At 68.6% G+C, this 24,032-nt stretch carries 22 protein-coding genes; 4 read left to right on the top strand and 18 right to left on the bottom strand.

Annotation, left to right across the window (positions count from 1 at the left end; all coding sequences use genetic code 11):
- The first annotated feature begins 17 nt into the window (after positions 1-17).
- A complete protein-coding gene (locus ACG3SL_RS04340) occupies positions 18-3,152 on the top strand; it encodes an arabinofuranosidase catalytic domain-containing protein (RefSeq protein ID WP_448663915.1) in 3,135 nt (1,044 codons plus the stop codon).
- Positions 3,153-3,191: 39 nt separating this feature from the next.
- Here ACG3SL_RS04340 and ACG3SL_RS04335 read toward each other — a convergent pair whose 3' ends face one another.
- The 5 genes from ACG3SL_RS04335 to coxB form a co-directional block, all read right to left on the bottom strand.
- Positions 3,192-4,490 (bottom strand): PQQ-dependent sugar dehydrogenase, encoded by a 1,299-nt coding sequence (locus ACG3SL_RS04335; protein WP_448663914.1) that lies wholly within the window; start codon positions 4,488-4,490, stop codon positions 3,192-3,194.
- Positions 4,487-4,915 carry a DUF2231 domain-containing protein gene (locus tag ACG3SL_RS04330; protein WP_448663913.1) on the bottom strand — a complete coding sequence of 143 codons (429 nt, stop codon included), beginning with the start codon at positions 4,913-4,915 and terminating at the stop codon, positions 4,487-4,489. Before ACG3SL_RS04330 ends, ACG3SL_RS04335 begins: the two co-directional genes overlap by 4 nt.
- A gap of 105 nt (positions 4,916-5,020) precedes the next feature.
- Positions 5,021-5,332, bottom strand: a complete 312-nt coding sequence (locus ACG3SL_RS04325; protein WP_448663912.1) for a hypothetical protein — start codon at positions 5,330-5,332, stop codon at positions 5,021-5,023.
- Positions 5,329-7,821: a cytochrome c oxidase subunit I gene (gene ctaD / locus ACG3SL_RS04320; protein ID WP_448663911.1), complete on the bottom strand. Its 2,493-nt coding sequence runs from the start codon at positions 7,819-7,821 to the stop codon at positions 5,329-5,331. The genes ACG3SL_RS04325 and ctaD overlap by 4 nt, the downstream gene beginning before the upstream one ends.
- The gene (gene coxB, locus ACG3SL_RS04315; RefSeq protein WP_448663910.1) at positions 7,818-8,468 is read right to left on the bottom strand and encodes a cytochrome c oxidase subunit II; all 651 of its coding nucleotides are present in this window, start codon (positions 8,466-8,468) and stop codon (positions 7,818-7,820) included. Before coxB ends, ctaD begins: the two co-directional genes overlap by 4 nt.
- A gap of 30 nt (positions 8,469-8,498) precedes the next feature.
- Here coxB and ACG3SL_RS04310 point away from each other — a divergent pair, with 30 nt between their 5' ends.
- Positions 8,499-9,017 (top strand): DUF2231 domain-containing protein, encoded by a 519-nt coding sequence (locus tag ACG3SL_RS04310; protein WP_448663909.1) that lies wholly within the window; start codon positions 8,499-8,501, stop codon positions 9,015-9,017.
- On the opposite strand, the gene ACG3SL_RS04305 is transcribed toward ACG3SL_RS04310, so the two are convergent.
- The 10 genes from ACG3SL_RS04305 to mbhE all read right to left on the bottom strand — a co-directional run bounded on the left by ACG3SL_RS04305 (position 8,984) and on the right by mbhE (position 18,806).
- The gene (locus tag ACG3SL_RS04305; protein ID WP_448663908.1) at positions 8,984-9,499 is read right to left on the bottom strand and encodes a CopD family protein; all 516 of its coding nucleotides are present in this window, start codon (positions 9,497-9,499) and stop codon (positions 8,984-8,986) included. The genes ACG3SL_RS04310 and ACG3SL_RS04305 overlap by 34 nt on opposite strands.
- Positions 9,472-10,179 (bottom strand): cytochrome c oxidase assembly protein, encoded by a 708-nt coding sequence (locus ACG3SL_RS04300; protein ID WP_448663907.1) that lies wholly within the window; start codon positions 10,177-10,179, stop codon positions 9,472-9,474. The genes ACG3SL_RS04305 and ACG3SL_RS04300 overlap by 28 nt, the downstream gene beginning before the upstream one ends.
- Positions 10,176-10,961 carry a formate/nitrite transporter family protein gene (locus tag ACG3SL_RS04295; protein WP_448663906.1) on the bottom strand — a complete coding sequence of 262 codons (786 nt, stop codon included), beginning with the start codon at positions 10,959-10,961 and terminating at the stop codon, positions 10,176-10,178. Before ACG3SL_RS04295 ends, ACG3SL_RS04300 begins: the two co-directional genes overlap by 4 nt.
- Positions 10,961-13,228 (bottom strand): FdhF/YdeP family oxidoreductase, encoded by a 2,268-nt coding sequence (locus ACG3SL_RS04290; RefSeq protein ID WP_448663905.1) that lies wholly within the window; start codon positions 13,226-13,228, stop codon positions 10,961-10,963. The genes ACG3SL_RS04295 and ACG3SL_RS04290 overlap by 1 nt, the downstream gene beginning before the upstream one ends.
- A gap of 67 nt (positions 13,229-13,295) precedes the next feature.
- Positions 13,296-13,634 carry a monovalent cation/H(+) antiporter subunit G gene (gene mnhG / locus ACG3SL_RS04285; protein ID WP_448663904.1) on the bottom strand — a complete coding sequence of 113 codons (339 nt, stop codon included), beginning with the start codon at positions 13,632-13,634 and terminating at the stop codon, positions 13,296-13,298.
- On the bottom strand, positions 13,631-13,906 hold the full coding sequence (locus tag ACG3SL_RS04280) for a monovalent cation/H+ antiporter complex subunit F (protein ID WP_448663903.1): 276 nt from the start codon (positions 13,904-13,906) through the stop codon (positions 13,631-13,633). The genes mnhG and ACG3SL_RS04280 overlap by 4 nt, the downstream gene beginning before the upstream one ends.
- The gene (locus ACG3SL_RS04275; protein WP_448663902.1) at positions 13,903-14,238 is read right to left on the bottom strand and encodes a Na+/H+ antiporter subunit E; all 336 of its coding nucleotides are present in this window, start codon (positions 14,236-14,238) and stop codon (positions 13,903-13,905) included. Before ACG3SL_RS04275 ends, ACG3SL_RS04280 begins: the two co-directional genes overlap by 4 nt.
- Positions 14,235-15,707 (bottom strand): proton-conducting transporter transmembrane domain-containing protein, encoded by a 1,473-nt coding sequence (locus tag ACG3SL_RS04270; protein ID WP_448663901.1) that lies wholly within the window; start codon positions 15,705-15,707, stop codon positions 14,235-14,237. The genes ACG3SL_RS04275 and ACG3SL_RS04270 overlap by 4 nt, the downstream gene beginning before the upstream one ends.
- On the bottom strand, positions 15,700-16,080 hold the full coding sequence (locus tag ACG3SL_RS04265; RefSeq protein ID WP_448663900.1) for a sodium:proton antiporter: 381 nt from the start codon (positions 16,078-16,080) through the stop codon (positions 15,700-15,702). The genes ACG3SL_RS04270 and ACG3SL_RS04265 overlap by 8 nt, the downstream gene beginning before the upstream one ends.
- Entirely contained in the window at positions 16,077-18,806 is a 2,730-nt protein-coding gene (mbhE, locus tag ACG3SL_RS04260) for a hydrogen gas-evolving membrane-bound hydrogenase subunit E (protein WP_448663899.1), read from the bottom strand. The genes ACG3SL_RS04265 and mbhE overlap by 4 nt, the downstream gene beginning before the upstream one ends.
- Positions 18,807-18,954: 148 nt before the next feature.
- Here mbhE and ACG3SL_RS04255 point away from each other — a divergent pair, with 148 nt between their 5' ends.
- On the top strand, positions 18,955-19,242 hold the full coding sequence (locus ACG3SL_RS04255; protein WP_448663898.1) for a UvrB/UvrC motif-containing protein: 288 nt from the start codon (positions 18,955-18,957) through the stop codon (positions 19,240-19,242).
- 10 nt (positions 19,243-19,252) lie between these two features.
- Here ACG3SL_RS04255 and ACG3SL_RS04250 read toward each other — a convergent pair whose 3' ends face one another.
- From ACG3SL_RS04250 to ACG3SL_RS04240, 3 genes are all read right to left on the bottom strand, one after another.
- Positions 19,253-21,097 (bottom strand): beta-L-arabinofuranosidase domain-containing protein, encoded by a 1,845-nt coding sequence (locus ACG3SL_RS04250; RefSeq protein ID WP_448665065.1) that lies wholly within the window; start codon positions 21,095-21,097, stop codon positions 19,253-19,255.
- A gap of 150 nt (positions 21,098-21,247) precedes the next feature.
- Positions 21,248-22,039: an IclR family transcriptional regulator gene (locus ACG3SL_RS04245; protein WP_448663897.1), complete on the bottom strand. Its 792-nt coding sequence runs from the start codon at positions 22,037-22,039 to the stop codon at positions 21,248-21,250.
- The gene (locus tag ACG3SL_RS04240) at positions 22,036-22,911 is read right to left on the bottom strand and encodes an amidohydrolase family protein (RefSeq protein WP_448663896.1); all 876 of its coding nucleotides are present in this window, start codon (positions 22,909-22,911) and stop codon (positions 22,036-22,038) included. The genes ACG3SL_RS04245 and ACG3SL_RS04240 overlap by 4 nt, the downstream gene beginning before the upstream one ends.
- A gap of 104 nt (positions 22,912-23,015) precedes the next feature.
- Here ACG3SL_RS04240 and ACG3SL_RS04235 point away from each other — a divergent pair, with 104 nt between their 5' ends.
- Positions 23,016-24,026, top strand: coding sequence for a zinc-binding alcohol dehydrogenase family protein (locus ACG3SL_RS04235; protein WP_448663895.1), 1,011 nt, complete (start codon positions 23,016-23,018; stop codon positions 24,024-24,026).
- The last annotated feature ends 6 nt before the right edge of the window (positions 24,027-24,032 follow it).

The following is a 24,032-nucleotide window of genomic DNA, read 5'->3' as shown; positions in this document are numbered from 1 at the left end:
TATCGGGGGAGGAAAGAGTGACCGACACTTCAATGGTCGCGATTGCATTGGCACTTGCCGACATCGCTCCGGCAACGGCGGCCCAGGCGCAAGCGGCGGCGCCGCGACTACCGGCGCCTCGCCAGCCGGGCCCGTGCGACTTGTACCGGGCGGCGGGCACCCCCTGCGTGACCGCGCACAGCACCACGCGCGCGCTGCTCTCCGGCTATGAAGGGCCGCTCTATCAGGTTCGGCGCGACTCCGACGGCCGCCTGCTCGACATCGGGATCGTCCGCCACGCGGACTCCGCGGCGGGCTATGCCGATGCGGCGGCACAGGACCGGTTCTGCGCCGGCACGCTGTGCGTGATTACCATCCTGTACGACCAGTCGGGCAAGGCCAACCACCTGTTCCAGGCGCCGCCCGGCCCGCTCTACCCCGGTCCGGCCAAGGGGGCGTTCGACGCGCTCCCGATCGCCGACATGGCGCCGATCACCATCGCCGGGCACAAGGCCTACGGCGTGTACATCATGCCGGGCATGGGCTTTCGCAACAACAATGCCCGCGACCTGCCGATCAACGACGAGGCGGCGGGCATCCATGTCGTTGTGGATGGCAAGCACTTCAGCAACGGGTGCTGCTTCAACTATGGCAACGCCTCGACCAACGGGCTGGCCGTGGGCACCGGCACCATGGAGAGCGTCTATTTCGGCACGTCCAGCGGCTGGGGCAGCGGGGCGGGCAAGGGCCCCTGGATCATGTCCGACATGGAGGCGGGGCTATTCTCCGGCTATAGCGCTGGCGTGAACGAAGCCGATCCGTCGATCGACTGGCGTTTCGTCACGGGCATGTTCGGCGGCGGCGGGCGCAATTTCTGGAGCCTGCGCGGCGGCGATGCGCAACAGGGTGCGCTGCAGACCTTCTACGCCGGCGAGCGCCCCGGATCGCGCGAGAACAGCGATTATTTCCCGATGCGCAAGAAAGGCGCGATCCAGATGGGGAATGGCGGCGACAACGGTAATGGTTCGGCCGGCACCTTCTACGAAGGCGTGATGACGGCGGGCCAGCCCGATGTCGCGACGACCGACGCGGTCCAGGCCAATATCGTCGCCGCCGGCTACGACCTCCCGCTGCTGACCCAGGACCGGCTGACCAGTTTCCGCCCGGGCACGTCCGCCGAACTGACCACCCGCTTCCACAACAGCACGGGCGCGCCTGCCACCGGCGTGACACTGGGCGTCGCGCTGCCTTCGGGCTGGAGCGCAACGCCGGTGGGTGCCACGCGCTTCGCCAGCATCGCGCCGGGCGCCGCCGTGGAGGCGCGGTTCCGGATCACCTCCCCGGCGGGCACCAGCGCCGGGTTCGCGACGGCTCGAGCCGACTGGACCGGCGCCGGCGGCGGCGCCCGCAGGGACACCAGCCTCCAGCGCGTGCGAAGTGCCCCGGCGATCAAGATCAACGAAGTGCGCTTTGCCACCGGCGGCAATGCGAGCGACCAGTTCATCGAGCTGTACAATGCCGCGTCCGGCACGGTGGACATCTCGAACTGGGCGCTGACCAACACGCGCACCTTCTTCGCGCCCGAGCCGCTGGCTACCATCCCCGCTGGCACCATGCTGGCGCCGGGGCAATTCTATCTGCTGGGCCTGGCCTCGTCCGGGCTGGTCGCGCCGGCCAAGGCGGGGGCGACCGCGCTCCACGTCCGCAGCACAAATGGGTTCGCGACGGGCCAGTCGATCAGCATCGGCGGCGAGGCCCGCCGGATCGCCCGCGTCGGAACGCCCGCCACGGTGCCGACGACGATCTTTATCCCGGTCTCCACCGGCCCCTGGCTGACAGTGCCCGCCGGTTCGACCACGATTCCCGTCGCGGACGCAAAGGGGCTCGTGGTGGGCGAGCTGATGGCCCTTGGCGCAGGCGCGACGCGCGAGATTGTAACGGTGACGCGCGTCGGCAAGGCCGCGACCCAGACGGTTCTTGCCGCCCCGGTGTCCGCCGGCGCGACCAACATCAAGCTGGCCGACGTATCGCGCCTCTCCGTCGGCGACACGCTGTCGCTCGGCACCGGCCAGCGACTGGAATGGATCAAGGTGGCGGCGATCGGCACGGCCGGCGCGCAGGGCACCGGCGTAACGCTGGCTGCACCGCTGAAGCGCGACCAGATCGACGGCGTCGATGTCGCCGGCCCCGGAACCGGGATCGGCTTTACGCCGGCAACGCGCTTCGCCCATGTCAGCGGCGATGCGGTGCAGGCGCTGGGCAGCGGCATCGTGCTGGATCGCCCCCTCGCCCGCGCGCACGCGCCCGGCACGCCGGTGGGCAACCCGCAGGTGACGACCGCCGGCTATCAGGGCCCCGCGCCACAGCTGTGGTTCGGCGGCGACCTGTCGATCCGGGGCGGCGCGATCAGCCTGACCGACCCGAGTGGCAAGGTCATCGTCGACGCGATCGTCTATGGCTCGCAACAGAGCAACTCCAGCGCCAGCGGCGTCATCACCGCGCCCGAGATCGCGACGCTGGAGGGCGATCAGCATCAGGGTGGATGCATCGCCGTCATCCCCGGCGCCGGCTCGGGCCCCAGTGCCCCGGCGACCGCGATTGCCGCCTCCGCCCCCGGCGCACCCAATCGCAGCGTGGGCCGTTCCCCCGATGGCGCCGACAGGGACAGCCTGTGCTACGATTTCATCGTGCAACCCGCCACCACGGCGCCGCAGGGCGCGGCAGCCGGCGCGCGCACGATCGGCGTGGCCAGCGTCGCCGGCTTCGTGCCCGGCCAGACGATCACGATCGGCGCACAGGAACGGGCCGTGATCGAAGACGTCGGCACATCGGGTGCGACCATCGTTCGCGCGCCGGTGGAACAGGGCGGAACGACGATCGACGTCGCCAGCGCGACCGGCTTTACCGCCGGTCAGGCGATCACGATCAGCAGCGGACCGGATGCCGAGGAGGCGGTTGTAAAGGCCAGCCGCAACGGCCGCGACGGCGGTCGGATCACGCTCACCCAGCCGCTCGCGCGCGCCTATGCGATCGGCACGAAGGTGTCGGGAAGCGGGATCAAGCTGCGGGGCCATCTCGATCAGGATCACCCTGCCGGCGCGGCGGTGATCGCCGAGTTGCCCACGCCGGGACGGTCGAACGCCTATACCCGACCCGACGGCCTCAATCCCTGAGGCGTCGGGACCGGCACGGGGTTCGCCCCCTACGTTGGATCAGCGGGCGGCGGGCGTCACGCGCCATACGGCGTTGGACAGGTCGTCGGCGACGTACAGCGCGCGGGCCGTCCCATTGAACGCTACGCCGACCGGACGCCCGCGCGCCTTGCCGTCGTGAAGGAACCCGGTGACGAAATCGCGCTGCGGGCCCGCCGGGCGCCCGCTGGCAAAGGGCACGAAGGCGACCTTGTACCCGGACAGGTCGGCACGGTTCCAGCTGCCATGCTGGCCGACAAAGGCGCCATCGCCATAGCCGGGCGCGAAGCTGCCGCCCCGCACGAACGTCAGCCCCAGCGCCGCGACATGCGCGCCCAGCGCGTAATCGGGGGCGATGGCGCGCTCGACCAGCTCGGGCCGGGCCGGATGGACGCGCGGATCGACGTGCTTGCCCCAATAGCTGTAGGGCCATCCATAGAATGCCCCCGGTTGCACCGATGACAAGTAATCGGGCACCAGATTGGGGCCGATCTCGTCGCGCTCGTTCACGACCGCCCACAGCCCGTTGGTCCAGGGATTGATCGCCAGCGCGGTCGGATTGCGGATGCCGCTGGCATAGGTGCGCCGCGCTCCCGTCGCGCGATCGATTTCCCACACCACCGCGCGTTCTTCTTCCACGGCCATGCCGCGCTCGCCGATATTGCTGTTCGATCCGATGCCGACATACAGCTTGGTCCCGTCGGTGCTGGCGGCAAGCGACTTGGTCCAGTGATGGTTGATCTGCGCCGGCAGCTTGGTCACTTCCACGCCGGTCGAGCGCGGGATCGCCGTCTGGCCGGCACTATAGGGGAAGCGCAGCAGCGCGCCCTGATTGGCGACGTAGATGCTGCCATCCACCAGCGCCAGGCCATAGGGTGCGTCGAGCCCGTCGATGAACACCGTGCGCACCTCGGGCCGCCCATCGCCATCGGCGTCCCGGAGCAGCGTGATGCGATCGCCGCCCTTCACGCTACTGGTGCCCAGCCCCTTGATATAGCCCGCGATGACGTCCTTGGGGCGGAGGTTCGGCGCGTGGCCCCCGCGCCCTTCCGACACCAGCAAGTCGCCATTGGGCAGCACCAGCATCTGGCGCGGAATGCGCAAGTCGGTGGCGAACGGCACGATGGTGAAACCGTCAGGCACCGTCGGCAGCGCACCGTCCCAGCCGGCGGGGCTGGCGATCTTTATCGTCGGGACCAGGCTTTGCTGGATCGCCGGCAATTGCGGGGCCGGCCCCGTGTCGCGCGCCGTAGTGCCGCCGCCGCATGCGGCAAGCATCAGGACAAGGGCACTGGTGCCCGACCAACGCGTGATGCTCATGCCTGCTCTCCAGCGAAATAGGGCGTATGCGCGATCCACGCGGCGACAAAGGCCAGCACGGTGCACAGGAACGAGAGCACCACGCCGACCGCGCCCACCGAACTCCACGCGTCCTGACTGTGCTTGAACGCGTCGATCAACCCCAGCACCCACATCGCGGCGATCAGGATGAGGTAGAGCGAGGGCCGGCTGCGCAGATCGGCGCCGCGCGCCCGGATGCGATCGACCGCCGCCCAGATCAGGACGGGCGCACCAAACACCAATGCGCCGGTGATCGCCCATTGCGAGAGGTTGGACCATTGGACCTCGCCGCTGTTGAGATACGTCACGTCAGACGCGAACGCCGAAGCGAAAAGCGCCACCGGAAACGATAGCAGGATCGCGTGGAGGGGGTGCAGCGACAGGCTGCGCAGTGCTGGCGACATGAAGGTCTCCGGTATCGTCGCCCCGAATGGGCCGGCGGTTCGACCATCAATGAATCGCGCGCCAGATGGTTGCACCCGCGCGATATTGCGCGCCGGAGCCGGCGCTCAAAGGCAAGCGGAGAAGGCTGCCACCGGCGCTCCCGTCACGAGGATCGCCACCAGCCCGGCCAGCGCGGAGGCCAGCGCAAGCCGCCGCTCCAGTCCGCGCGGCGCGCAACGCGCCCACAGGGCGACCGCAGCGGCGGCCCCGGCCAGTGCCAGCCAGGTGCCGATCATCGCCCATCCGAACAGCGTCCCGCCCGGCATCGCGATGCGATCCCACCGCTGCGCGCAACCGACGCCGTGCAGCCCGTAGAGCAGCGAGAATCCCATCGCCCATAGCCACAACCCCGCGCTGGCACGCGCGAGCAGCCTCATGCCGACAGCCCCGGCACGACCAGGCACAGCAGCACCACAATCGTCACCGCTCCGGCATAGTCGGCAAACATCCGCGCGACGGCCAGTTCCTGCGACCGCGCAGTCGAGACAAAGCCTGCGGCGATGCGCGCCCGCGCGAAGGCCGCGCCCAACAGCGCGATGAGGGCGTGCAGCGCGGCATAGGCAATGAGCGCCCAGCTTGCCGCCGCATAGCCATGGCTATCGGGCAGCGGGAGTGCCGTGACTCCCAGCGTCACCAGCGCGACGAGGGCCACTCCCTGCGCCCCCGCCGCCGCCAGGCTTGCGCGTGCGGCTGTGCGCAACGACCCTGCGCCGGTCGCCCGCTGCGCGCGTCGAGCGAGTAACGCGCCTGTGCCCGTCGCCACCGCCGCGACCAGCGCCACTCCCCCGCCCCCATCGATCAATTGCGGCGGGGGCCAATTGGGCGCGACGACCCAGAGAAAGGCATAGCCGAACAGCAGCGACGCGAAGAGCGTGCCGTCCGCGACCAACAGCAACGCCGCGCCCCACCATCCCGGCGCGCCGCGTGCCTCGCGATGGATCGGCGCGGTCTGGCCCCGTCCGATCGATACCGGCCCGACATCCTCGCGCGCACCCAGCGTCCAGGCCCAATACCATCCCAGCGCGACGAGCGCGGCCAACGGGGCAAGCGCCAGGGCATAATACCCGAACAGCAGCGCCAGGAAGAAACACCCCGTCACCAGCCCCGTGACCAGCGGAAGCCGCGTGTTGCCCGGCAGGATGACGACATGGTCGATCGCGCCCGTGGTGGTGTCGACTGCCATCGTCTCGCGCCAGCCGTGCCGCGCCTCGGCCAGATACCCCTCGCCGCGCGCTAGCCTCAGCGCGAGTGCGGGGTCGTCGAACAGCGGATCGCGCCCCCGGACCTCGGGCTGGCTGGCGATGTTATAGGCCGGTGCCGGGATCGCCATCGCCCATTCCAGCGTCGTGGCGCGCCAGGGATTGCGGCGGCTGCGGCGCGAAAGGAATATCTGGAGCGCGACGTCGAGCGCGAACAGCGCAAAGCCGAACGCCATTATGAAGCTGCCCACCGACGACAGCAGGTTGAGCCCCGTCCACCCCATCTCGGCCGCGTAGGCATAGACTCGGCGGGGCATGCCGAGCAGCCCGGTCAGGTGCATCAGGAAGAACGTCAGGTTGAAGCCGACCAGGATCAGCCAGAACGCCGCCTCGCCCAGTCGCGGCACCCGCGCCCGCCCGGTGAAATGCGGCAGCCAGTAATAGGCGCCCGCCAGCATCGGAAAGATGAACCCGCCGACCAGCACGTAATGCAGGTGCGCGACCACGAAATAGCTGTCATGCGCCTGCCCGTCGAACGGCACCATCGCCAGCATCACGCCCGTCAGCCCGCCCATCACGAACACCAGGAAAAAACCCATCAGGTAGAGCATGGGCAGCGTGCGTTCGGGCTTGCCGCTCCACAGCGTGCCGATCCATGCAAAGACCTGCACCGCCGTCGGCAACGCCACCAGCGCCGAGGCGGCGGAAAAGAACCCCAGCGCCATATGCGGGATGCCCGTGGTGAACATGTGGTGCACCCACAGCCCGAAGCTGAGAAACGCCAGCGCCAGCAACGCCGCGACGATCCATTCATAGCCAAGGATCGCCGTGCGGGCCATCACGGGCAGTACGGTGGAAACGACGCCGGCGGCGGGCAGGAAGATGATATAGACTTCGGGATGGCCGAACAGCCAGAACAGGTGCTGCCACAATAACGGGCTGCCGCCGCGCGTCGGGTCGAAGAACGGCCAGCCGAATGCGCGCTCCACTTCCAGCAGGATCGAACCCAGGATCAGCGGCGGGAACGCCACCAGCATCATCATCGCAGTGATGAGCAGATACCAGGCGAACAGCGGCATCCGATCCAGCCGCATCCCCGGCGCGCGCAGCTTCAGGACCGATACGGTGATCTCGATCGCCGCCGATATCGCCGAAATCTCGACAAAGGTGATGCCGAGCAACCAAACATCGGCGTTGATGCCGGGCGAATAGACCTTGGACGCCAGCGGCGTGTACATGAACCACCCGCCATCGGGCGCGACGCCGAACGCGAGCGCGGCGATCAGGATGGTCCCGCCGAACAGATAGCACCACCAGCCATAGGCCGACAGGCGCGGAAAGGCCATGTCGCGGCTGCCCAGCATCTTGGGCAACATGTACAGCGCCAGCCCCTCGAACATCGGGATCGCGAACAGGAACATCATGATGCTGCCGTGCATCGTGAACAGCTGGTTGTAGACGGCGGGGCCGACAAAGGCGCTGTCCGGCGTCGCCAGCTGCGCCCGGATCAGCATCGCCAGCGCGCCGCCGATCGCGAAAAACGCAAAGGCCGCGAGGATGAACCGCCTGCCGATATCAGAGTGATTGACCGAGACGAGCGTACCGCGCCAGCCGCGCGGGGCGCCCCAGATAGCCGTGAGCGCGCGGTGCCGGCGCAGCGCGTTCATCGCTGCGCCCCCCGCCGGAACGCGTCCCAGCCAGCGGCATCGTGCGCGATCACGCGAAAGCGGTTGCTGGCGTGGTGCAGCCCGCAGAATTCGGCGCACTGCCCCTCGAACGTGCCCGGCTGCTCCGCCTGGATGCGCAGCACGTTCACTTGCCCCGGCACCGCGTCCATCTTGCCCCCCAGCCTCGGCACCCAGAAACTGTGGATCACGTCGACGGAGGCGATGCGCACATTCACCGGCCGCCCGGCCGGAATGTGCAGGATGTCGCGCGTCTCGATCGCGCCGGCGCTACCGGGCTGGCGGAACGTCCAATACCATTGGTGCCCGGTCGCCTCGACCGTGACGGCGCGCGCATCGGGCCGCGCGATCGTCCGTTCGCCCAGGATAAAGGCATAGCCCAGCAACACCGCCAGCACGACGGCCGGCATCGCCAGGCCCAGCCCGCCGATCCACAGCACCGCGCCACCGCCGCGCACACCCGCCCGGCGACGAAAGGCCAGCGCGAGCAGGCTCCACGTCACCACCGCCAGCACCGCTCCGCCCGCCAGCATCATCCACCACAGCGTCGCGACATCGCGCGCGGCAGGGCCCGCCGTGTCGAGCGTCGAGAGCGGCCCGGCGCAACCACCGGCAATCAATGCTGGCATCGCGGCCATGCTTCGGTGCAAGATGTTGGAATGGATGATGGAACCAAGGACACCGGCACGCTGGTCGACCCGATTTCGGCGGCGCCCCAGTTCCACCGGACCGAATCGCAGATCGCAATCGCCGGGCACCCGATCCACGCCATGCTGGTCGCGTTTCCGATCGCACTCACGATGTGCACGCTGGGCGCGGACGGGTTTTACTGGTGGACCGGCGAAATATTCTGGGCGCGCGCGGCGCTGTGGGCCAGCGGCACGGCGTTTCTGTTCGGGCTGCTCGCCGGGCTGTCGGGCACGGTCGAGCTGCTGCTGGTGCCGGGCATCCGGGCGCGTGCGGCAAGCTGGACGCATTTCATTATCGCGGTGATGCTGCTGTCCATCCTGGGCGGGAACTGGGGCTATCGCCTGGCCTCCGGCTATGAACAGGCGGTCCTGCCCTGGGGGCTGTTGCTGTCCGCCTTTTCCGCGGCCTTCGTGGCGGTGACCGGCTGGCATGGCGGGAAACTGGTGTTCGATTATCACATCGGCACCTCGTCCACCGGCAAGGGCTGACCGCGCGGCGCGACCAGCCAGCCGGGCGCGAGCCCGTCGCCCAGCACCGGCTTGCCGAGCACCAGCACCAGGATGACCAGCATCGCCGCCAGCGCGAGCGCGACGAACGGCCACGCCCGCCGGGGCGTATAGCCGCCGCGCCTTTCGCCGATGGTGACGGTGACATGGCCGATCCAGGCGTGGAGCAGCACCAGCACGCCTACCACCACCAGCTTGGCGAACATCCACGGCACGAACACGCCGCGCAGGAAAACAAGCGCGCTGCCCAGCGTGATCGCGATGACGGCGGCGGGCGTCACCACCCGGACATAGGCAAGGTGCGTCAGCATGCGCAGCCGGGCATAGTCCTCCTGCTCATCCCCCGCCTCGTGCTTGGCGAGGAGCAGCGGCAGCGCGATCAGCCCCGCGCACCAGATCGACAGCGCAGCGATGTGGAACAGCTTGACCGCCGCGATCATGCCGCCATCGCCGCCCGCGCCCATACGCGCCGTCCGATCAGCGCGACGATGGCCGCATAGGGGACGACACCCGGAACCCACATGATAAGGCCGGCCAACTGCTGGTCCGCCAGCGGGCCCAGCCCCCAGGCCAGCGTCGTGCCGGCATGCGCGCGATACAGCGCCTCGGGCGCGAAGGTCAGCAACGCGCCCAGCATCCCCATCTGCGCCATCGCAAAGATCGCGGCCAGCATCGCCGGCACGGGGGGCGCCGCCAGCAATGCGCGCCACATCCAGATCGCCGTCGCCAACAGGCTGCCCTGCATCAGCCAGTAGAGCCCCGTCTGCGCCAGCGCGCGGTCGTACAGCGCCGGCACGTGCCACGCCCACAGCGTCAGCGTCGCCGCCAGCAGCGCAAGCCCGAGCGAACCCGCCCGACGCGCCGGAAACGCCAGCGCGAGCAGCGGCGCGGCGACCGCGACCAGCAGGATATGATGCACTGCCCGCGCCGAGAACAAGGCGACGCTCAGCGCACACAGCGGCGAGACGAACAGGATGGCAAGCACCCCCACCCCGCCCAGCGCAAGGCGCGGATTCGCCGATCGCCAGGCGAGGGCGGCACACACCACAAGGCCCAGCAGCAGCACCGGATCGAAATTCCAGCGCAGCATCCAGCCCTCCGGCACGGGCGGGACGCCGCAATAGCTCGCGACGCTATCCATCATTGCGGACGCGCGCGGGTCAGCGCGTCATGGCCATAGGCAATCCCCAGCGCCAGCGCCGCGCCGCCGACGATATTGCCCAGCGTGCTGAACACCAGGTTCACCGCCATGCCGGACAGGTCCAGCGCCCCCGAAGCAAACCACCCCAGCGGGAGGATCGACATGTTCGCGACCGAATGCTCCAGCCCCGCCGCGACGAAGATCGTCACCGGGCCGACGATGGCAAGCACCTTCGCCGCAACGCTGCGCGCCGCCATCGACATCCATACCGCCAGGCAGACGAGCATGTTGGCAAGGATGCCCGAGCAGAACACCGCCGCCGGCGCCTTGGCCAGCTTGCCATCGGCCAATGCGATCGCCGCGTCGCCCACGCCGTGCCCCAGTCCCCCGCTGGCCGAGAACAGCGCAGCGATGGCGACCGCGCCCAAGAGGTTGCCCAACCAGACCACCGTCCATGCCGCGACCATGCGCCCCGGCGCCAGGGCACCGGTAGCCACCGGCAGCACCAGCATCGTATTGCCGGTGAACAGTTGCGCACCCACGATCATCACCATCATCAGGCCGACCGAAAAGGCCACTCCCGACAGCAGCCGCACCGCGCCGCCGTCGCCCATGGATGCCTGTGCCACCAGCGCCGCGACGGCGCCGAAGGCAATGAATGCGCCAGCCAGAACCGCCAGCACGAGCATTCTTACCCAGGGCTGCTCGGCCTTGCCCGCCAGCAGCGCCGGGGCGCCTTCCGCAATCGCTTCGCCGACAGGGTCTTCGGTCGCCTCCCCCGCCATCAGCCCACCTCAATCCGCACCGGCACCGCCTTGCTCGCAGGGGTCTTGGAGGCGCGGTCATGGTGCTGGATCGGGATCAGCGGGTTGAGTTCGGGATAATAGCCGACGATCGTGCCGTCGGGCAGGTCGAAGGGGACGATCTCGAGCCCTGCGATCCGCCGGGCATGGCCGTCGTCCGCATCGCCGACCAGCGCCACGCGCTGCCCCGCCACAAGCCCGGCGCGCGCCATGTCGTTCGGGCTGATGAGCACCACATCCCGCTTGCCCTCGATCCCGCGCAGCCGGTCGCTATAGCCGTAGATCGTCGTGTTGAACTGGTCGTTCGATCGGGTGGTGACCAGCCGATACCGCCCTTCGGCATCGGCGACATCGGTGGCTGCCAGCATCTCCGGCGCCGTGAACGCCGCCTTGCCGCTTTCGGTCTTCCACACCCGCTCGCGCGCGGTGTTGCCGCGATAGAAGCCGCCGGGCTCGAACATCCGCGCGTTCATGTCGTGAAACTGCTCGGAATAGGTCTCGGCGATCAGGTCGCGCACCAGCGCATAGTCGCCGGTCCATTCCTCCCACCGTACCTTGGGATTGGGCGGCAGCGTCGCCATCGCCATCCCCGCGACGATCGCCAGCTCGGATTTCAGGCGCGGGCTGGCCGGGGTGCGATGGCCCAGCGAGCCGTGGATATGGCTGAAACTGTCCTCGATGGTAACGGTCTGCGGGCCGCCGGCCTGCATGTCCTCTTCGCTGCGCCCCAGACAGGGGAGCAGATAGGCGGCCTTGCCATTGAACAAATGCCCGCGGTTCAGCTTGGTGGCGATCTGTACGGTCAGCTGCATCCGATCCCAGGCGGGCTCGACGCGCCCCTGGTCGGGGATCGCGCGCAGGAAATTGCCGCCCAGCCCGATGAACGCCTGCACGCTGCCGTCCAGTACGCCTTCGCACACGTCCACCGTGGTCATGCCCTTGTCGCGCGGCAGATCGAAGCCGAACTGTTCGGCCAGCTTGTCCAGCGGTACCAGCTCGGGCTTTTCGGACATGCCCACGGTGCGCTGGCCCTGCACGTTGGAATGGCCCCGCACCGGGCAGATGCCGGCGCCTTCCCGGCCAATATTGCCGCGCATCAGCAGGAGATTGAGCAGCATGGCGATGTTCTCGAAGCCATGGACATGCTGGGTCAGCCCCATGCCATAGACGCCGATGACGCGCTCCGCCGCCACATAGACCCGGCCCGCTTCTTCCAGGTCCGCGCGGCTAAGGCCCGATTCCTGCTCGATCCGCTCCCAGCTGGTCGCATCGGCCCGCGCCTGGAACGCCTCGAAGCCGGTACAATGCTCGGCGATGAACGCGCGGTCGATCAGCGTGCCGCCGCGCGCCGCATCCTCGGCGAACACGACCTTGCACAGCCCCATGATCGCGGCGATGTCGCCGCCCGCGCGCACTTGCAGATACTGGCAACTGATCGGCGTGCCGCTACCGGTCAGCATCTGGGTCGGGCTCTGGGGGTTGATGAACTCGATCAGCCCCTTTTCCCGGATCGGGTTGAACGTCACGACCTTGCAGCCGCGCTTCACTGCCTCTTGCAACGGATGCAGGAAGCGGGGGCTGTTGGTGCCGGTGTTCTGCCCGAAGAAGAAGATCGCATCGCAATGCTCGAAATCGTCGAGGACACAGGTGCCCACGGGCGATCCGATCAGCTTGTTCAGCGTGACCGACGTGGTCTCATGGCACATGTTGGAGCTGTCGGGCAGGTTGTTGTGGCCATAGAGGCGGGCGAACAGCGCATAGAGATAGGTGGTCTCCAGACTGGCGCGGCCAGAGGCATAGAAGACCGCCGACTTGGGATCGATCGCCTTCAGCGCGGCGCCGATGCCGGCAAACGCCTCGCTCCAGTCGCACGGGACATAGCGGTCGCTCGCCGCGTCATAGCGCATCGGATGCGTCAGCCGCCCCTGCTGTTCCAGGTCATGGTCGCTCCAGCCGCGCAGTTCGGTGACGCTGTGCGCTGCGAAAAACTCGGGCGTGCAGCGCCGGCTGGTCAGTTCCCACAGCGTCGCCTTGGCCCCGTTCTCACAGAATTCGAACGCATGCGGATGCTTCGGCTTGCCCCAGGCGCAGCTGGTGCACATGAAACCGCCCGTCTTGTTCTGGCTGGCCAACGTGGCGAGCGCCCCCGGGGTCGGCCGCTCGCGCAGCGCGGTTTCCACCATCCCGCGTAGCGAACCCCAGCCCCCCGTGGCGCTGTGATATTCGGCCGTCTCTGGCTCGTCGGTCATGGCATGCTCCCGTAGCGCTTACAGGGTTAAGCGATGTGGAGCGGTTCGGTTCCCGCGAATAGGCACCCTAATGTATGGGGTTATCCGCGCGCTCCAGTTCCTCGGCAAGCGGGTCCTCGCGCAGTCCCTCCAGCCGGGTTCCGGAAATATAGCTCGCCCGGCCCAGCACCTGGGCACCGAGCGGCAGCGTGATCAGCAGGAACAGGATCGCCAGGAGCCCGGATGCGGTGCCGTCGCCCACGCCCGAGAGCAAGCAGCCCAGGATGAGCAGCGCCGTGCCGAGCGTGCCGGCCTTGGTTGCGCTGTGCATCTGCTGCAACGGATCGCGCAGCCGGATCACCCCGATCGCCGCCGTCAACAGGAACAGCGCACCGGCGGCCAACAGCACCATCGCAACCACGGTCATGGCGCTCTCCGCTTGCGCTCGAGGAAGGCCGCGAACGCCAGTGTCGCGACGAAGTTGATCAGCGCGATGCCCAGCGCGATGTCGAGGAACGCCCCCCGCCCCGTGCTCGCCGCCGTCAGCGCCGCAAACCCGACCGCGATCGCCGTCAGCATGTCGAACGCGATGAAGCGGTCGGCAAAGCTGGGGCCGCGCACCAGCCGCCACCCGGCCAGGATCAGCGCGAGCGCGAGCACCAGGCCCAGCACGCCGTACAGCGTCGCCATCGCGCTCATGCCTCCAGCTCCAATATCCAGCGCTCGTACAACCGCTTGAACCGCGCCGCAGAGGCCTCTGCGTCCGCCGTGTCGAGCAGGTGGAGGTACAGCCGGGTCCGGTCCTCCGAGACGTGCAGACAGGTGGAGCCGGGGGTCAGCGAGGTGAAATAGGCGAACAGCGCCACCGCCCAGGGCTGCCGCACCGAAACCGGCACGACGACGATCGCGGGACGCGTGCGGATGCGCGGCGACAACACGATCCGCGCCACCGTGAGCGATGCGAACACCACGTCCCACAGGAAGATCGCGATCAGCACAATCGCCGCGCGAAGGCGAAGAAGCGGCCTCATCCGCGCTTCTCCAGGATCAGCGCCGAAAGCTCGGCGATCGACCACAGCCCCTGCGGCATCAGCCCGATGGCAAGCGTGGCTGCAGACAGCATCGCCATCGCCGCCAGCCCGCTTCTGGGCAGCGCCCGCGAGCGCGCGGCCCGCGAATCCTTCCAGCAGGCGTTCGACCAGAAGGTCGACATCGAGATGATCGTCATGAACCCGACCAGCAGCGCCACTCCGCCCAGCCATGCCATCCCCGCATCCAGGCTGGCCCGGATCACGAACAGCTTTGCCCAGAAGCCCGAAAAGGGCGGGATGCCCGCCAGCGACAGCACCGGCACTGCAAACAGCAGCGCGAACAGCGGATGGTGCCGCACCATCCCGCCGGTGCGGGTGAGGTCCCAGCTTCCCGACGCGCGACGGATCAGCCCTGCGCCCAGGAACAGGTTCGCCTGCACGATCATCGAATGCACCATATAGAATATCGCGGTCGCCACGCCCTCGCGGGTGCCCAGCGAGAGGCCGGCCATCATATACCCCACCTGCGCGATGACGTGATAGGCCAGGATGCGCCGCATGTCGGTCTGCGCCAGCGCGCCCGCGACGCACAACAGCATCGTCGCCGCCGCCACGCCTCCGAAGAGTGGCACAAGTTGTGCCGCACCCAGCGCCCCGCGCCCCACGCCGAACATCACCACCGCCACCAGCAGCAGCGCGAAGAAGCCCATCTTGGTCAGCAGACCGGCAAACACCGCCGCCACCGTGGTCGGCGCGGTGTGGTACGATGCGGGCAGCCACAGGTGGAACGGGGCAAGCCCGGCCTTGAGCGCCAGGCCGCCGAACAGCAGCGCCGCCGCTGCGGCGGATGCGACACTGGGCGGGCGGTCGGCAAGCATCATTCCCGCCGTGCGGATATCGAGCGTGCCGGTGATGCCATAGACCATGACCACACCGATCAGGATAAAGGTCGCCGCGACCATCGCGAAGCTCGCATAGCGGATCGCCCCGTCGATCTGGGCCGGGCGCCGGTCGATCGTCAAAAGCCCCAGCGCAGCGAGCAGCGCGAGCTCGAACCAGACATAGAGGTTGAACAGATCGTCGGTCAGGAACGCGCCGTTTACGGCGCCCAGCATCGCCAGCACCAGCGCATCATAGCCCGCACGGCGGCGGCGCGGCCCGATATCGCTCAGCGCATAGAGCGACGCGGCAAGGCTGACCCATGCCGTCGTCAACACCAGCACCGCGCCCAGCGGCGATGCCGAAAAGCTGATCCCGAACCCCTGCGGCCAGCCGCCGAACACCGACAGCGGCACCCGCGCATCCGCCTGTACCCGCGCGAGCAACAGCGCCGACAGCAGCACGAGCAGCCCGCTCGCCAACACCCCGATGGCAGACGCCATGGCGGGGCGCCGGCGCAGCACCAGCGCGAGCGCGGCGGCGATGAACGGCACCAGCACCGGCGCGATCAGGAGGAGGCCATCACCCATCGGCAGCGTCCTGCGTCTGTGCGGGCCCCAGTGTTTCGGCGGCATCGACCGCGCGGGCATCGACGCTGCCCTGTGAGCGCCAGGCACGCAGCACGATGACGCCCAGCACCACCGTCAGCGCAAAGCCGATGACGATGGCCGTCAGGATCAGCGCCTGCGTCACTGCATCGGCGGAATTTTCCAGCGTGGTCGCGCCATCGCGGATGATCGGCGGCTGCGCGCTGCCGATGCGCCCGGCAAGGAACAGCAGCAGATTGGCACCGGTGGCGAGCAGCGACAGCCCCAGCAGCATCCGCACCAGATTGCGCGACAGGATCATGAACAGCGCGCACCCCACGATGCCTGCGCCCACCAGGGCATAGAGGATCGTCATCGCGCCGCCTCCCGCTGCAGTCCGAACAGGAACACCACCACGGCGCCCACCACCACCAGATACACGCCCAGGTCGAACACCATGGTCGTACCCAGCTTGGGCAGCCAGCCCAGCGGCTGCCCCCAGATATGCGTCATATACGCCCCGCCGGAGACCATGCCCGGCACCCCGCTCACCAGCGCCAGCGCCATGCCGATCCCGACCAGCAGCATCGGATCGACGCGCAGCGCCCGCTCCGCCCGGTCGACGCCATAGGCAAGCGACAGCAGCGCTACGCCAAGCGCCGCGACCAGCCCGCCGACAAAGCCGCCCCCCGGCGCATCATGCCCGCGCCACAGGATCACCAGCGACGCTGCGACCAATATCCAGGCGAGCCAGCGGCCCGCCGCCTGCAGCGAGAAATGCACCGGCTGCGCCACGCTTTCGGGTGCGGCGCCGCCCCGGTTCTTCAACAATGCGCGTGCCAGCACCGCCGCCATGGCGATGACCATCGTCTCGCCCAGCGTATCGACCGCGCGGAAATCGACGAGGATGACGTTGACGACATTATGCCCCTGCGCCGCGACATAGCTCATCCGCGCGAAAAAGGCGGCGGCAGCGGAACTGTGCGCGCCTGCGGCCATGTCGAGCAGGGCGACGGCGAGCAGCAGCGCAATGGCCCCCGCGACGATCCCGTCGCCGGTCCGCATCGCGCGCGATCGCGTCACGGGGCTCGCCAGCGGCACCGCGAGCAGCAGCGCGGTCAGCAGCACAACCAGCAGCGCCTCGACGGCGAACTGCGTCAGCGCGAGGTCGGGCGCGCCGTTCATCAGGAACGTGAGCGCCACGGCGAAACCCGTCAGCCCGGTCGCGATCATCGCCGCGAGCAGCGACGTCGCCCGCGTCGCCGCGATGGCGCCGCCCAGCCCCATCAGCGCGACCAGTGCCGGCGCGATCCGCATCTCGCCCAGCGCCGGCAACCGGGGCACGGCCCCCGACGCGACCACCGACCATGCGATCAACAGCGCCATTCCGCCGACCACCGCCAGCAGATAACGGCGCAGGTCCCCATGCTGCACCCACGCCGTCACCACGCGCGATCCGGCCACCAGCCCGCGCTGGCCGCCTTCCCACACGCGTTCCAGCGCGAACCGGTCCAGCCGATCGGCGCCGCGCAGCCGGGCATGGATCGGGCGCCAGAACACGACGATCATCGCACCGATGCTGACCACCGCGATGCTGAGCAGCAGCATCGGCGTCACGCCGTGCCAGACGGAGATGTCGACCTCGACGGCCTGGCCATAGACTGCCGCCACCGCCGGGCGCAGCGCGACACGCGTGATCCATTCCGGGTCCAGGCTGATGACCAGCCCGGCCACCGCCAGCAGCAACGGCGGCATCACCAGCGAGAAGGTCTCGGGCCGGCGGATCGCCCCGCGCCTGCGCTTGCCCAGGAAGAACGGGCGCAGCGTCACCACGCCCGCCACGCCGACCATGGCCGCGTTGACGATCACCGCGATCGCCATCGGCGCGAGCTGCCAGCTGCTCTCGATCTGTGCCTCGAACAGAAATTCCTTCGAGATGAACCCGATAAAGGGCGGGATGCCCGCCATCGACAGGCTGGCGCCGACACAGGCGAGCGCCGTCATCGGCAGCATCCGGGCCAGCCCGCCCAGCGACCGCAGATCCTGTTGCCCGGTAGTGTGCAGCACCACGCCCGCGCAAAAGAACAGCGCCGCCTTGTACAGCGCATGGGCCAGCAGGAACCCGACCATTGCCACCGTCGCCGCCGGCCCATCCAGCCCGACCAGCAGCGTCAGGATGCCCAGCGACGCGATCGTGGAATAGGCGAGCGCCGACTTGAAATTCTCCGCCCGCAGCGCCTGCAAGGCTGCGACCAGCATGGTCAGGCACGCCACCGTCACCACTACGCCCCGGCCCCAGCTGGTCGCGGCGAACACCGGCTCGAACCGGGCGAGCAGATAGATGCCCAGCTTCACCATCGTCGCCGAATGGAGATAGGCGGAGGCGGGCGTCGGCGCCTGCATCGCGTTGGGCAGCCAGAAATGGAACGGGAACTGCGCCGATTTGGTGAAGGCCGCGATCAGGATGCACGCCACGATCGGGCCGCCCCACGGGCTGGCGGCGATGACATCCGCCTGCCGCACCGCCTCGGCCATCGAATAGGTGCCGGCGACATGGCCGATCATCAGCACGGCCGCCAACAGCATCAGCCCGCCAAAGGCCGTGACCTGAAACGCCATCAGCGCGGCCCGGCGCGCGCGGGCGCTGCGGCTGTCGAAGCCCACGAGCAGGAACGACAGGATGCTCGTCGCTTCCCAGAACAGCAGCAGCACCAGCAGGTTTTCCGCCAGCACGGTGCCCAGCATCGCGGTCTGGAACAACAGGATCAGCGTGAAGAACCGGCTGCGCTCGGCGCGCGGCTTGCCGGTGAGATAGCCGCCCGCATAGATGACGACCAACGCCCCGATGCTCGTCACCAGCAGGCAGAACAGGAACGAGAAGCCGTCGAGCCGGAACGTCAGGTCCAGCCCGATCGCCGGCGCCCAGCGCACCCCCTCGCCCATCACCCAGCCGCGCTCGACCACCGGGGCCATCGACACGAACGCCGCCAGCAACCCGGCGGGCAACAGCGCCATGACGAACCCCGCCCCGCGCCCGATCACGCGCGCAACCAGGGGCAGGATCAGCGAACCGACAAGGGAGATAAGCAGGATAACGAGCATCTACAGAACCTAATGCGCGAACGCCGCATCGGATGCATGGTTTTTCCCGCACGGCGCGCGCAGAAGCGGCATTCCCCGGCGCACCGGCCCCGCCGGTCGCCGATCGGCCGCAGCGGGGGCCGAATCCGCCGTCATGCGTTTACGCCGCATGACCGACTCGATCGACACGCTCCGGGAGAAAATGGAGGCAGCCGCCGCCGCGCTCGATTTCGAGGGGGCGAAGCGGTATCGCGACCAGATCAGCCTGATGCGCGGCGGCGCCACCGCCAGCGAGGCGGAGCATGCCGATTTGTCGGGCCTGACCCGCCAGCAACCCGGCGCGATGGGGCTCGGCACCAGCCAGCAACGCATGGCCCCGCCGCCCGGCTGGAAACCGCCCCCCAAGCCCGATCCGCTGACCAAGGGGCGAAACCGGCGCGGAACGCGCGGCGGCTGATCGCGCCGCCCTACGCCTGAACGGGCGACAGCGGCCAATAGGTGGCATAGCGTTCGTGCGCCACGCGGTGGTACGGAATCAGCCGCACCGGCGCGGGTTGCGCCGGAACGGTGAACTCCAGCGGCGCGCTGCCGGGCAGGATCGTGCGCGCGATCGTATCGGCATCCCCGGACAGCCGCGGTACGGCGAAGGGCGTGTCGTTATACGCACCATATTTCCGCTCGTTCACGACGATATCGGCGCCGGGCGCCAGCCCCTCCCAGCCCAGCGCTCCGGCGAGCACGAGCGGGCCATAGGTGAACGCGACGATGTCGGGCGCCGCCGGGGCGGCCTCCACCGCCACTTCCATCGCCAGCCGCAGTTCGACGCTATCCCCCTCGCGCCAGCTGCGCGCGACCGTGACATAGCTGCCCGGATCGGCGGAGCGCGCCGCTTCCTTCCCGTTGACCAGCACGGTGGCGGTGCGGCTCCACCGGGGATGCCGCAGCTTCAGGCTGGCCTGTGTCGGCTTTGGCGACGACCAGTGCAGCGTCGTGGTCGGCGTCTCGGGGAAATACGTCACCTGCCGCACCACCGCGCCCTTCTGCTTCCACCGCACGGACGAGGGGACGAACAGGTTCACGTACAGCGCATCCGCGTCGTGGAAGTAGATCGAATCCCGGTACTTCACATGGTTTTCCATCCCCGTGCCGGTGCAGCACCAGAAGGAATCCTCGGGCGTGTGGTACAGCTTCATGTACCCCGGCCGCGCGCCCTGGAAATACGTCGCCATGCCGCTGTCGGGATCCTGCGACGCAAGGATGCCGTTATACAGCGTGCGCTCGTAATAATCGGCATAGCCGGCCTGCGGGTCCTGGAGGAACAGCGCGCGGGTCAGCTTGAGCATGTTGTGCTGGCAGCACGTCTCCGATCCCTTGGCGGAGAAAACGTGGCGGGCGAAATCCGCCATGGCAAAGAAATGCTCGTTGTCGCCGTGCCCGCCGGTCGCGAAGGACCGGGTCAGCGCCACGGTGCGCCAGAAGAACGCGGCGGCATCGCGATAGCGCGCATCGCCCGTCGCCTCGAACACCCGCTGGAACCCGACGACTTTGGGCACCTGGGTGTTGGCGTGCAGCCCGTCCAGATGGTCGCGCCCCCTGGCCAGCGGGTCCAGCAGCGCCTTGTGCGAAAACCGCTCGGCCAGCGCGCGATACTCGGCATTGCCGGTCATGAAATACAGGTCGGCAAACACTTCGTTCATGCCGCCATGCTCGGTCTCGAGCATTTTCTCGAACTGCGCGTCGCTCAGCGGCCGGGTGGCGACAACGGCCCAGTCGGCGAAGCGCAGCAGCACCGCGCGCGACTGCGCACTGTCGGCCAGCAGCGCCGCATCGCGCAGGCCGGCATAGACCTTGTGCAGCGTGTACCATGGCACGCCCGTGATCGGCTCGCCGCGCAGGTGCGCCGCGACCAGCGCCGCCCCCTTGGGAAACGCGCAGACAAGGCCCGTGCCCGCCGCATCCTGGCACGCGGCAAGCTCGGCCGCGATATGGTCGATCCGCTGCCGGTACTGCGCGTTGCCCGTAGAGCGATAGGCCAGCGCACAGGCCGACAGATAATGGCCCAGCGTATGGCCATGGCAGTTGATGTCGGCCCAGATCGCCTCGGACTCCCACCCGCCATACACCGGCGCCTTGGGCTTCAGCCCCGCATTGACGCGGAAATTGTGCAGCATCCGGTCGGGGTCGAGGCGCAGTAGATAGGCCTCGGTCTTGCGCTGCGCATGCAGGAACGGCCCGTCGTCCAGCGTGACATCGGCCAGGTCGAAGGGCTGCAACGTCGCGGGCGCCGCCGCCGACGGGAGCGGTGCGGCCATCGCCACGCCGGGCGCGATCGCGCGCGATCCCGCGACCAGCGCGCCGCTGGCGGCACCACCCAGGAAGCGACGGCGCGACGCCACGATGGAACAGGTTTCGGGCGTCAAGGCATTCTCTCCCGGATGATTATTTACCGTGTGTCGATGGGACTATGCCAGCCGATCGCCAGGATAGCCAAGCGTGTCCGAAATCCGCGCCACTGCCTGTCGCAACAGGTCGCGGGCGGCGTCCAGATGCACTTTCTGCGATCCGTCGATCAGCGCAAGAAAGGGAATGGTGAGCGCCGCCGCGACATTCCCGTCGAATCCGAATACGGGGCAGCTTATGTCGGTCACCCCGTACGTGATCGGGCTCTGGCGACTGTCATAGCCGCGCGCCCGGATGGCGATGAGCCGTTCGTTCAGCCAGTCCCGGTCCACCGGCGCGGATCGCGCCTGTTCGGCCGCCGCGATGATCTGTTCGGCGCGCGGCACGCTTGAAAAGGCCAGCAGCACTTGCCCCGAGCAGCTGTTGATGATGTCGATCGTCGCGCCGATGCGCAGCGAAAAGCCCCGGATTCCGGGCTGTTGCTCGCACGCGATCACCAGCCCGCTGCCGGCATTGACGACAACGAGATGGCACGACTGGCCCGCATCCTGCGCCAACCCCTGCATGTGCGGCAGCGCGGCGCGGGCGATGTCCTGCGCCGGCGTTGCGCGATAGGCCATTTCCAGCAGCTTGTAGGCCACGGTGTAGCGATCGGTGATCGGCGATTTGCGCAGATAGCCCAGCCGCTCCATCACGATGACAATGCGGAACAATTCGCCGACCGATCGGCCCAGCTGCGCCGCGATCTCGCTGACCAGCGCGCCTTCGGGATGGTGCGCCAGCGCCTCGATGATCTCGAACGCCTTTTCTATCGCAGGCGCGGCATAGGTGCCCTTGGGCCCGCTCTGGTTCATGCGTCCTTCCCGACTGCGCACCCCGGCACCAACCGGACCGGCTGCTCCACTGTCAAGGCATAGGCCCGCGCCGCGTTGCCACCGAACACCGCGGCGTCGGCAGCGGGGCAATGGCGCGCCACGAAATCGGCAACCACCGCCGCGACCTCGGCATAGGAGGCCGCGAGCAGGCACACCGGCCAATCCGATCCCCAGATCACCCGATCCGGCCCGAACAGCGTGAAGACATGCATCAGATAGCGTTCGAGATCGGCGGGGCGCCAATGGCGATGGTCCGCCTCGGTCACCAGCCCGGACACCTTGCACCAGACATCGGGGTGCGCGGCAACGGCAGCCATCTGATCCGCCCAGGGCTGCCACGCGCCGCGCGCGATGTCGGGCTTGGCTGCGTGGTCCAGCACGAAACGGCCGGCGCCGATCCGGTCGAGAAACGCGGGGACGCGCGGCAACTGCGCGGCATTGACGAGAATGTCGTAGGTGAGCGACCGCCGCGCGACCGCGCGCACGCCCCGGACGAAATCGTCCGCGAGCAGGAAATCCGGGTCGGGTTCGTCCTGCACGACATGCCGATAGCCGACCAGAATGGGCGCCTGGAGCGCGTCAAGCCGGGCTTCCACATCGCCCGCCCGCAGGTCCACCCAGCCGACGACTCCGACGATCGCGGGGCACGTTTCGGCCGCGGCAAGAAGATGCGCTGTCTCCTCGACGGTCTGCCGCGCCTGGACCGCGATCGCCCCCTCGACGCCCGCCGTCGCCAGCGCCGCCCTGAGATCGGCGGCGTCGAAGTCGCGCGCGATGGCCGATCCCGGCGCGACCCACTCGAACGCCTCGGGCACATATCGCCACAGGTGATGATGCGCGTCGATCCGCATGAATGCGCCACAAGCTCCAAATCGCACAGGTGATAGCAAACTTGCATATACGAGATCAGACGTCTACCCATCGCAAAAGACCAAGACCGTGAGAGGGTGCGCGCATGAAGGCCGTCGTCTGCCGGGAACCGTTCCGCCTGGACATCGAGGAGCGCCCGCTTCCCGTGGCGCAGCCGGGCGAGATCATCGTCCGCATCCGGCGGGTGGGCCTGTGCGGCACCGACTATCACATCTATGCGGGCCGCCACCCGTTCCTCGCCTATCCGCGCGTCATGGGGCACGAACTGGCGGGCGAAGTGCATACAGCGCCGCCGGGGTCGCGTTTCCAGCCGGGCCAGCGAATCGCGATCAATCCCTATATCGCCTGCGGGACGTGCATCGCGTGCCGCAAGGATAAGCCCAACGCCTGCGTCAACATCCGCGTGCTGGGCGTGCACGGCGATGGCGGGATGGCCGAGTTCGTGGCGGTGCCGGAAAGCGCCGTGCTCGATGCGACCGGGCTGACGCTCGACCAGGCGGCGATGATGGAGTTTCTCGCGATCGGCGCCCATGCGGTCGCGCGGGCCCGCCTGGCGGGTGACGGACGCGCGCTGGTGGTCGGCGCCGGTCCCATCGGCATTGCGTGCGGGTTGTTCGCGCGCCTGGCCGGTGCCGTCGTGACGCTGGCGGACACCCGCCTGTCGCGGCTGGACTTTGCCCGCACCCATCTGGGGTTCGCCGATGTGGTCGAGGCGGGGCCGGACCTGGCCGCTGCGGCAGCCGAACGTACCGATGGCGACCTGTTCGACACCGTGTTCGACGCCACCGGATCGCTCGGCGCGATGGCGCAGAGCCTTGGCTATGTTGCGCATGGCGGCACGCTGGTGCTGGTCGGCGTGGCGCCCGGCGATCTCGTGTTCGCCGACCCGGAGTTCCACAAGCGCGAAACGACGCTGCTCGCCAGCCGCAACGCGCTCGCCGCCGATTTCGCCCGCGTCAAACAGGCGATGCTGGCGGGCGAAATCCCGGTGGACGCCCTTCATACCCACAGCGTGGACGGCGCCGATCTGCCCCGGCGCCTGCCCGAACTGATCGCCGACGCCGATCATGTCCTGAAAGCCATCGCCAGCTTCTGAGGACCG

The organism is Sphingomonas degradans, from assembly GCF_053502645.1.
Note: the sequence above shows the minus strand (reverse complement) of the source record. Positions and strands in the feature narration are given on the sequence as shown.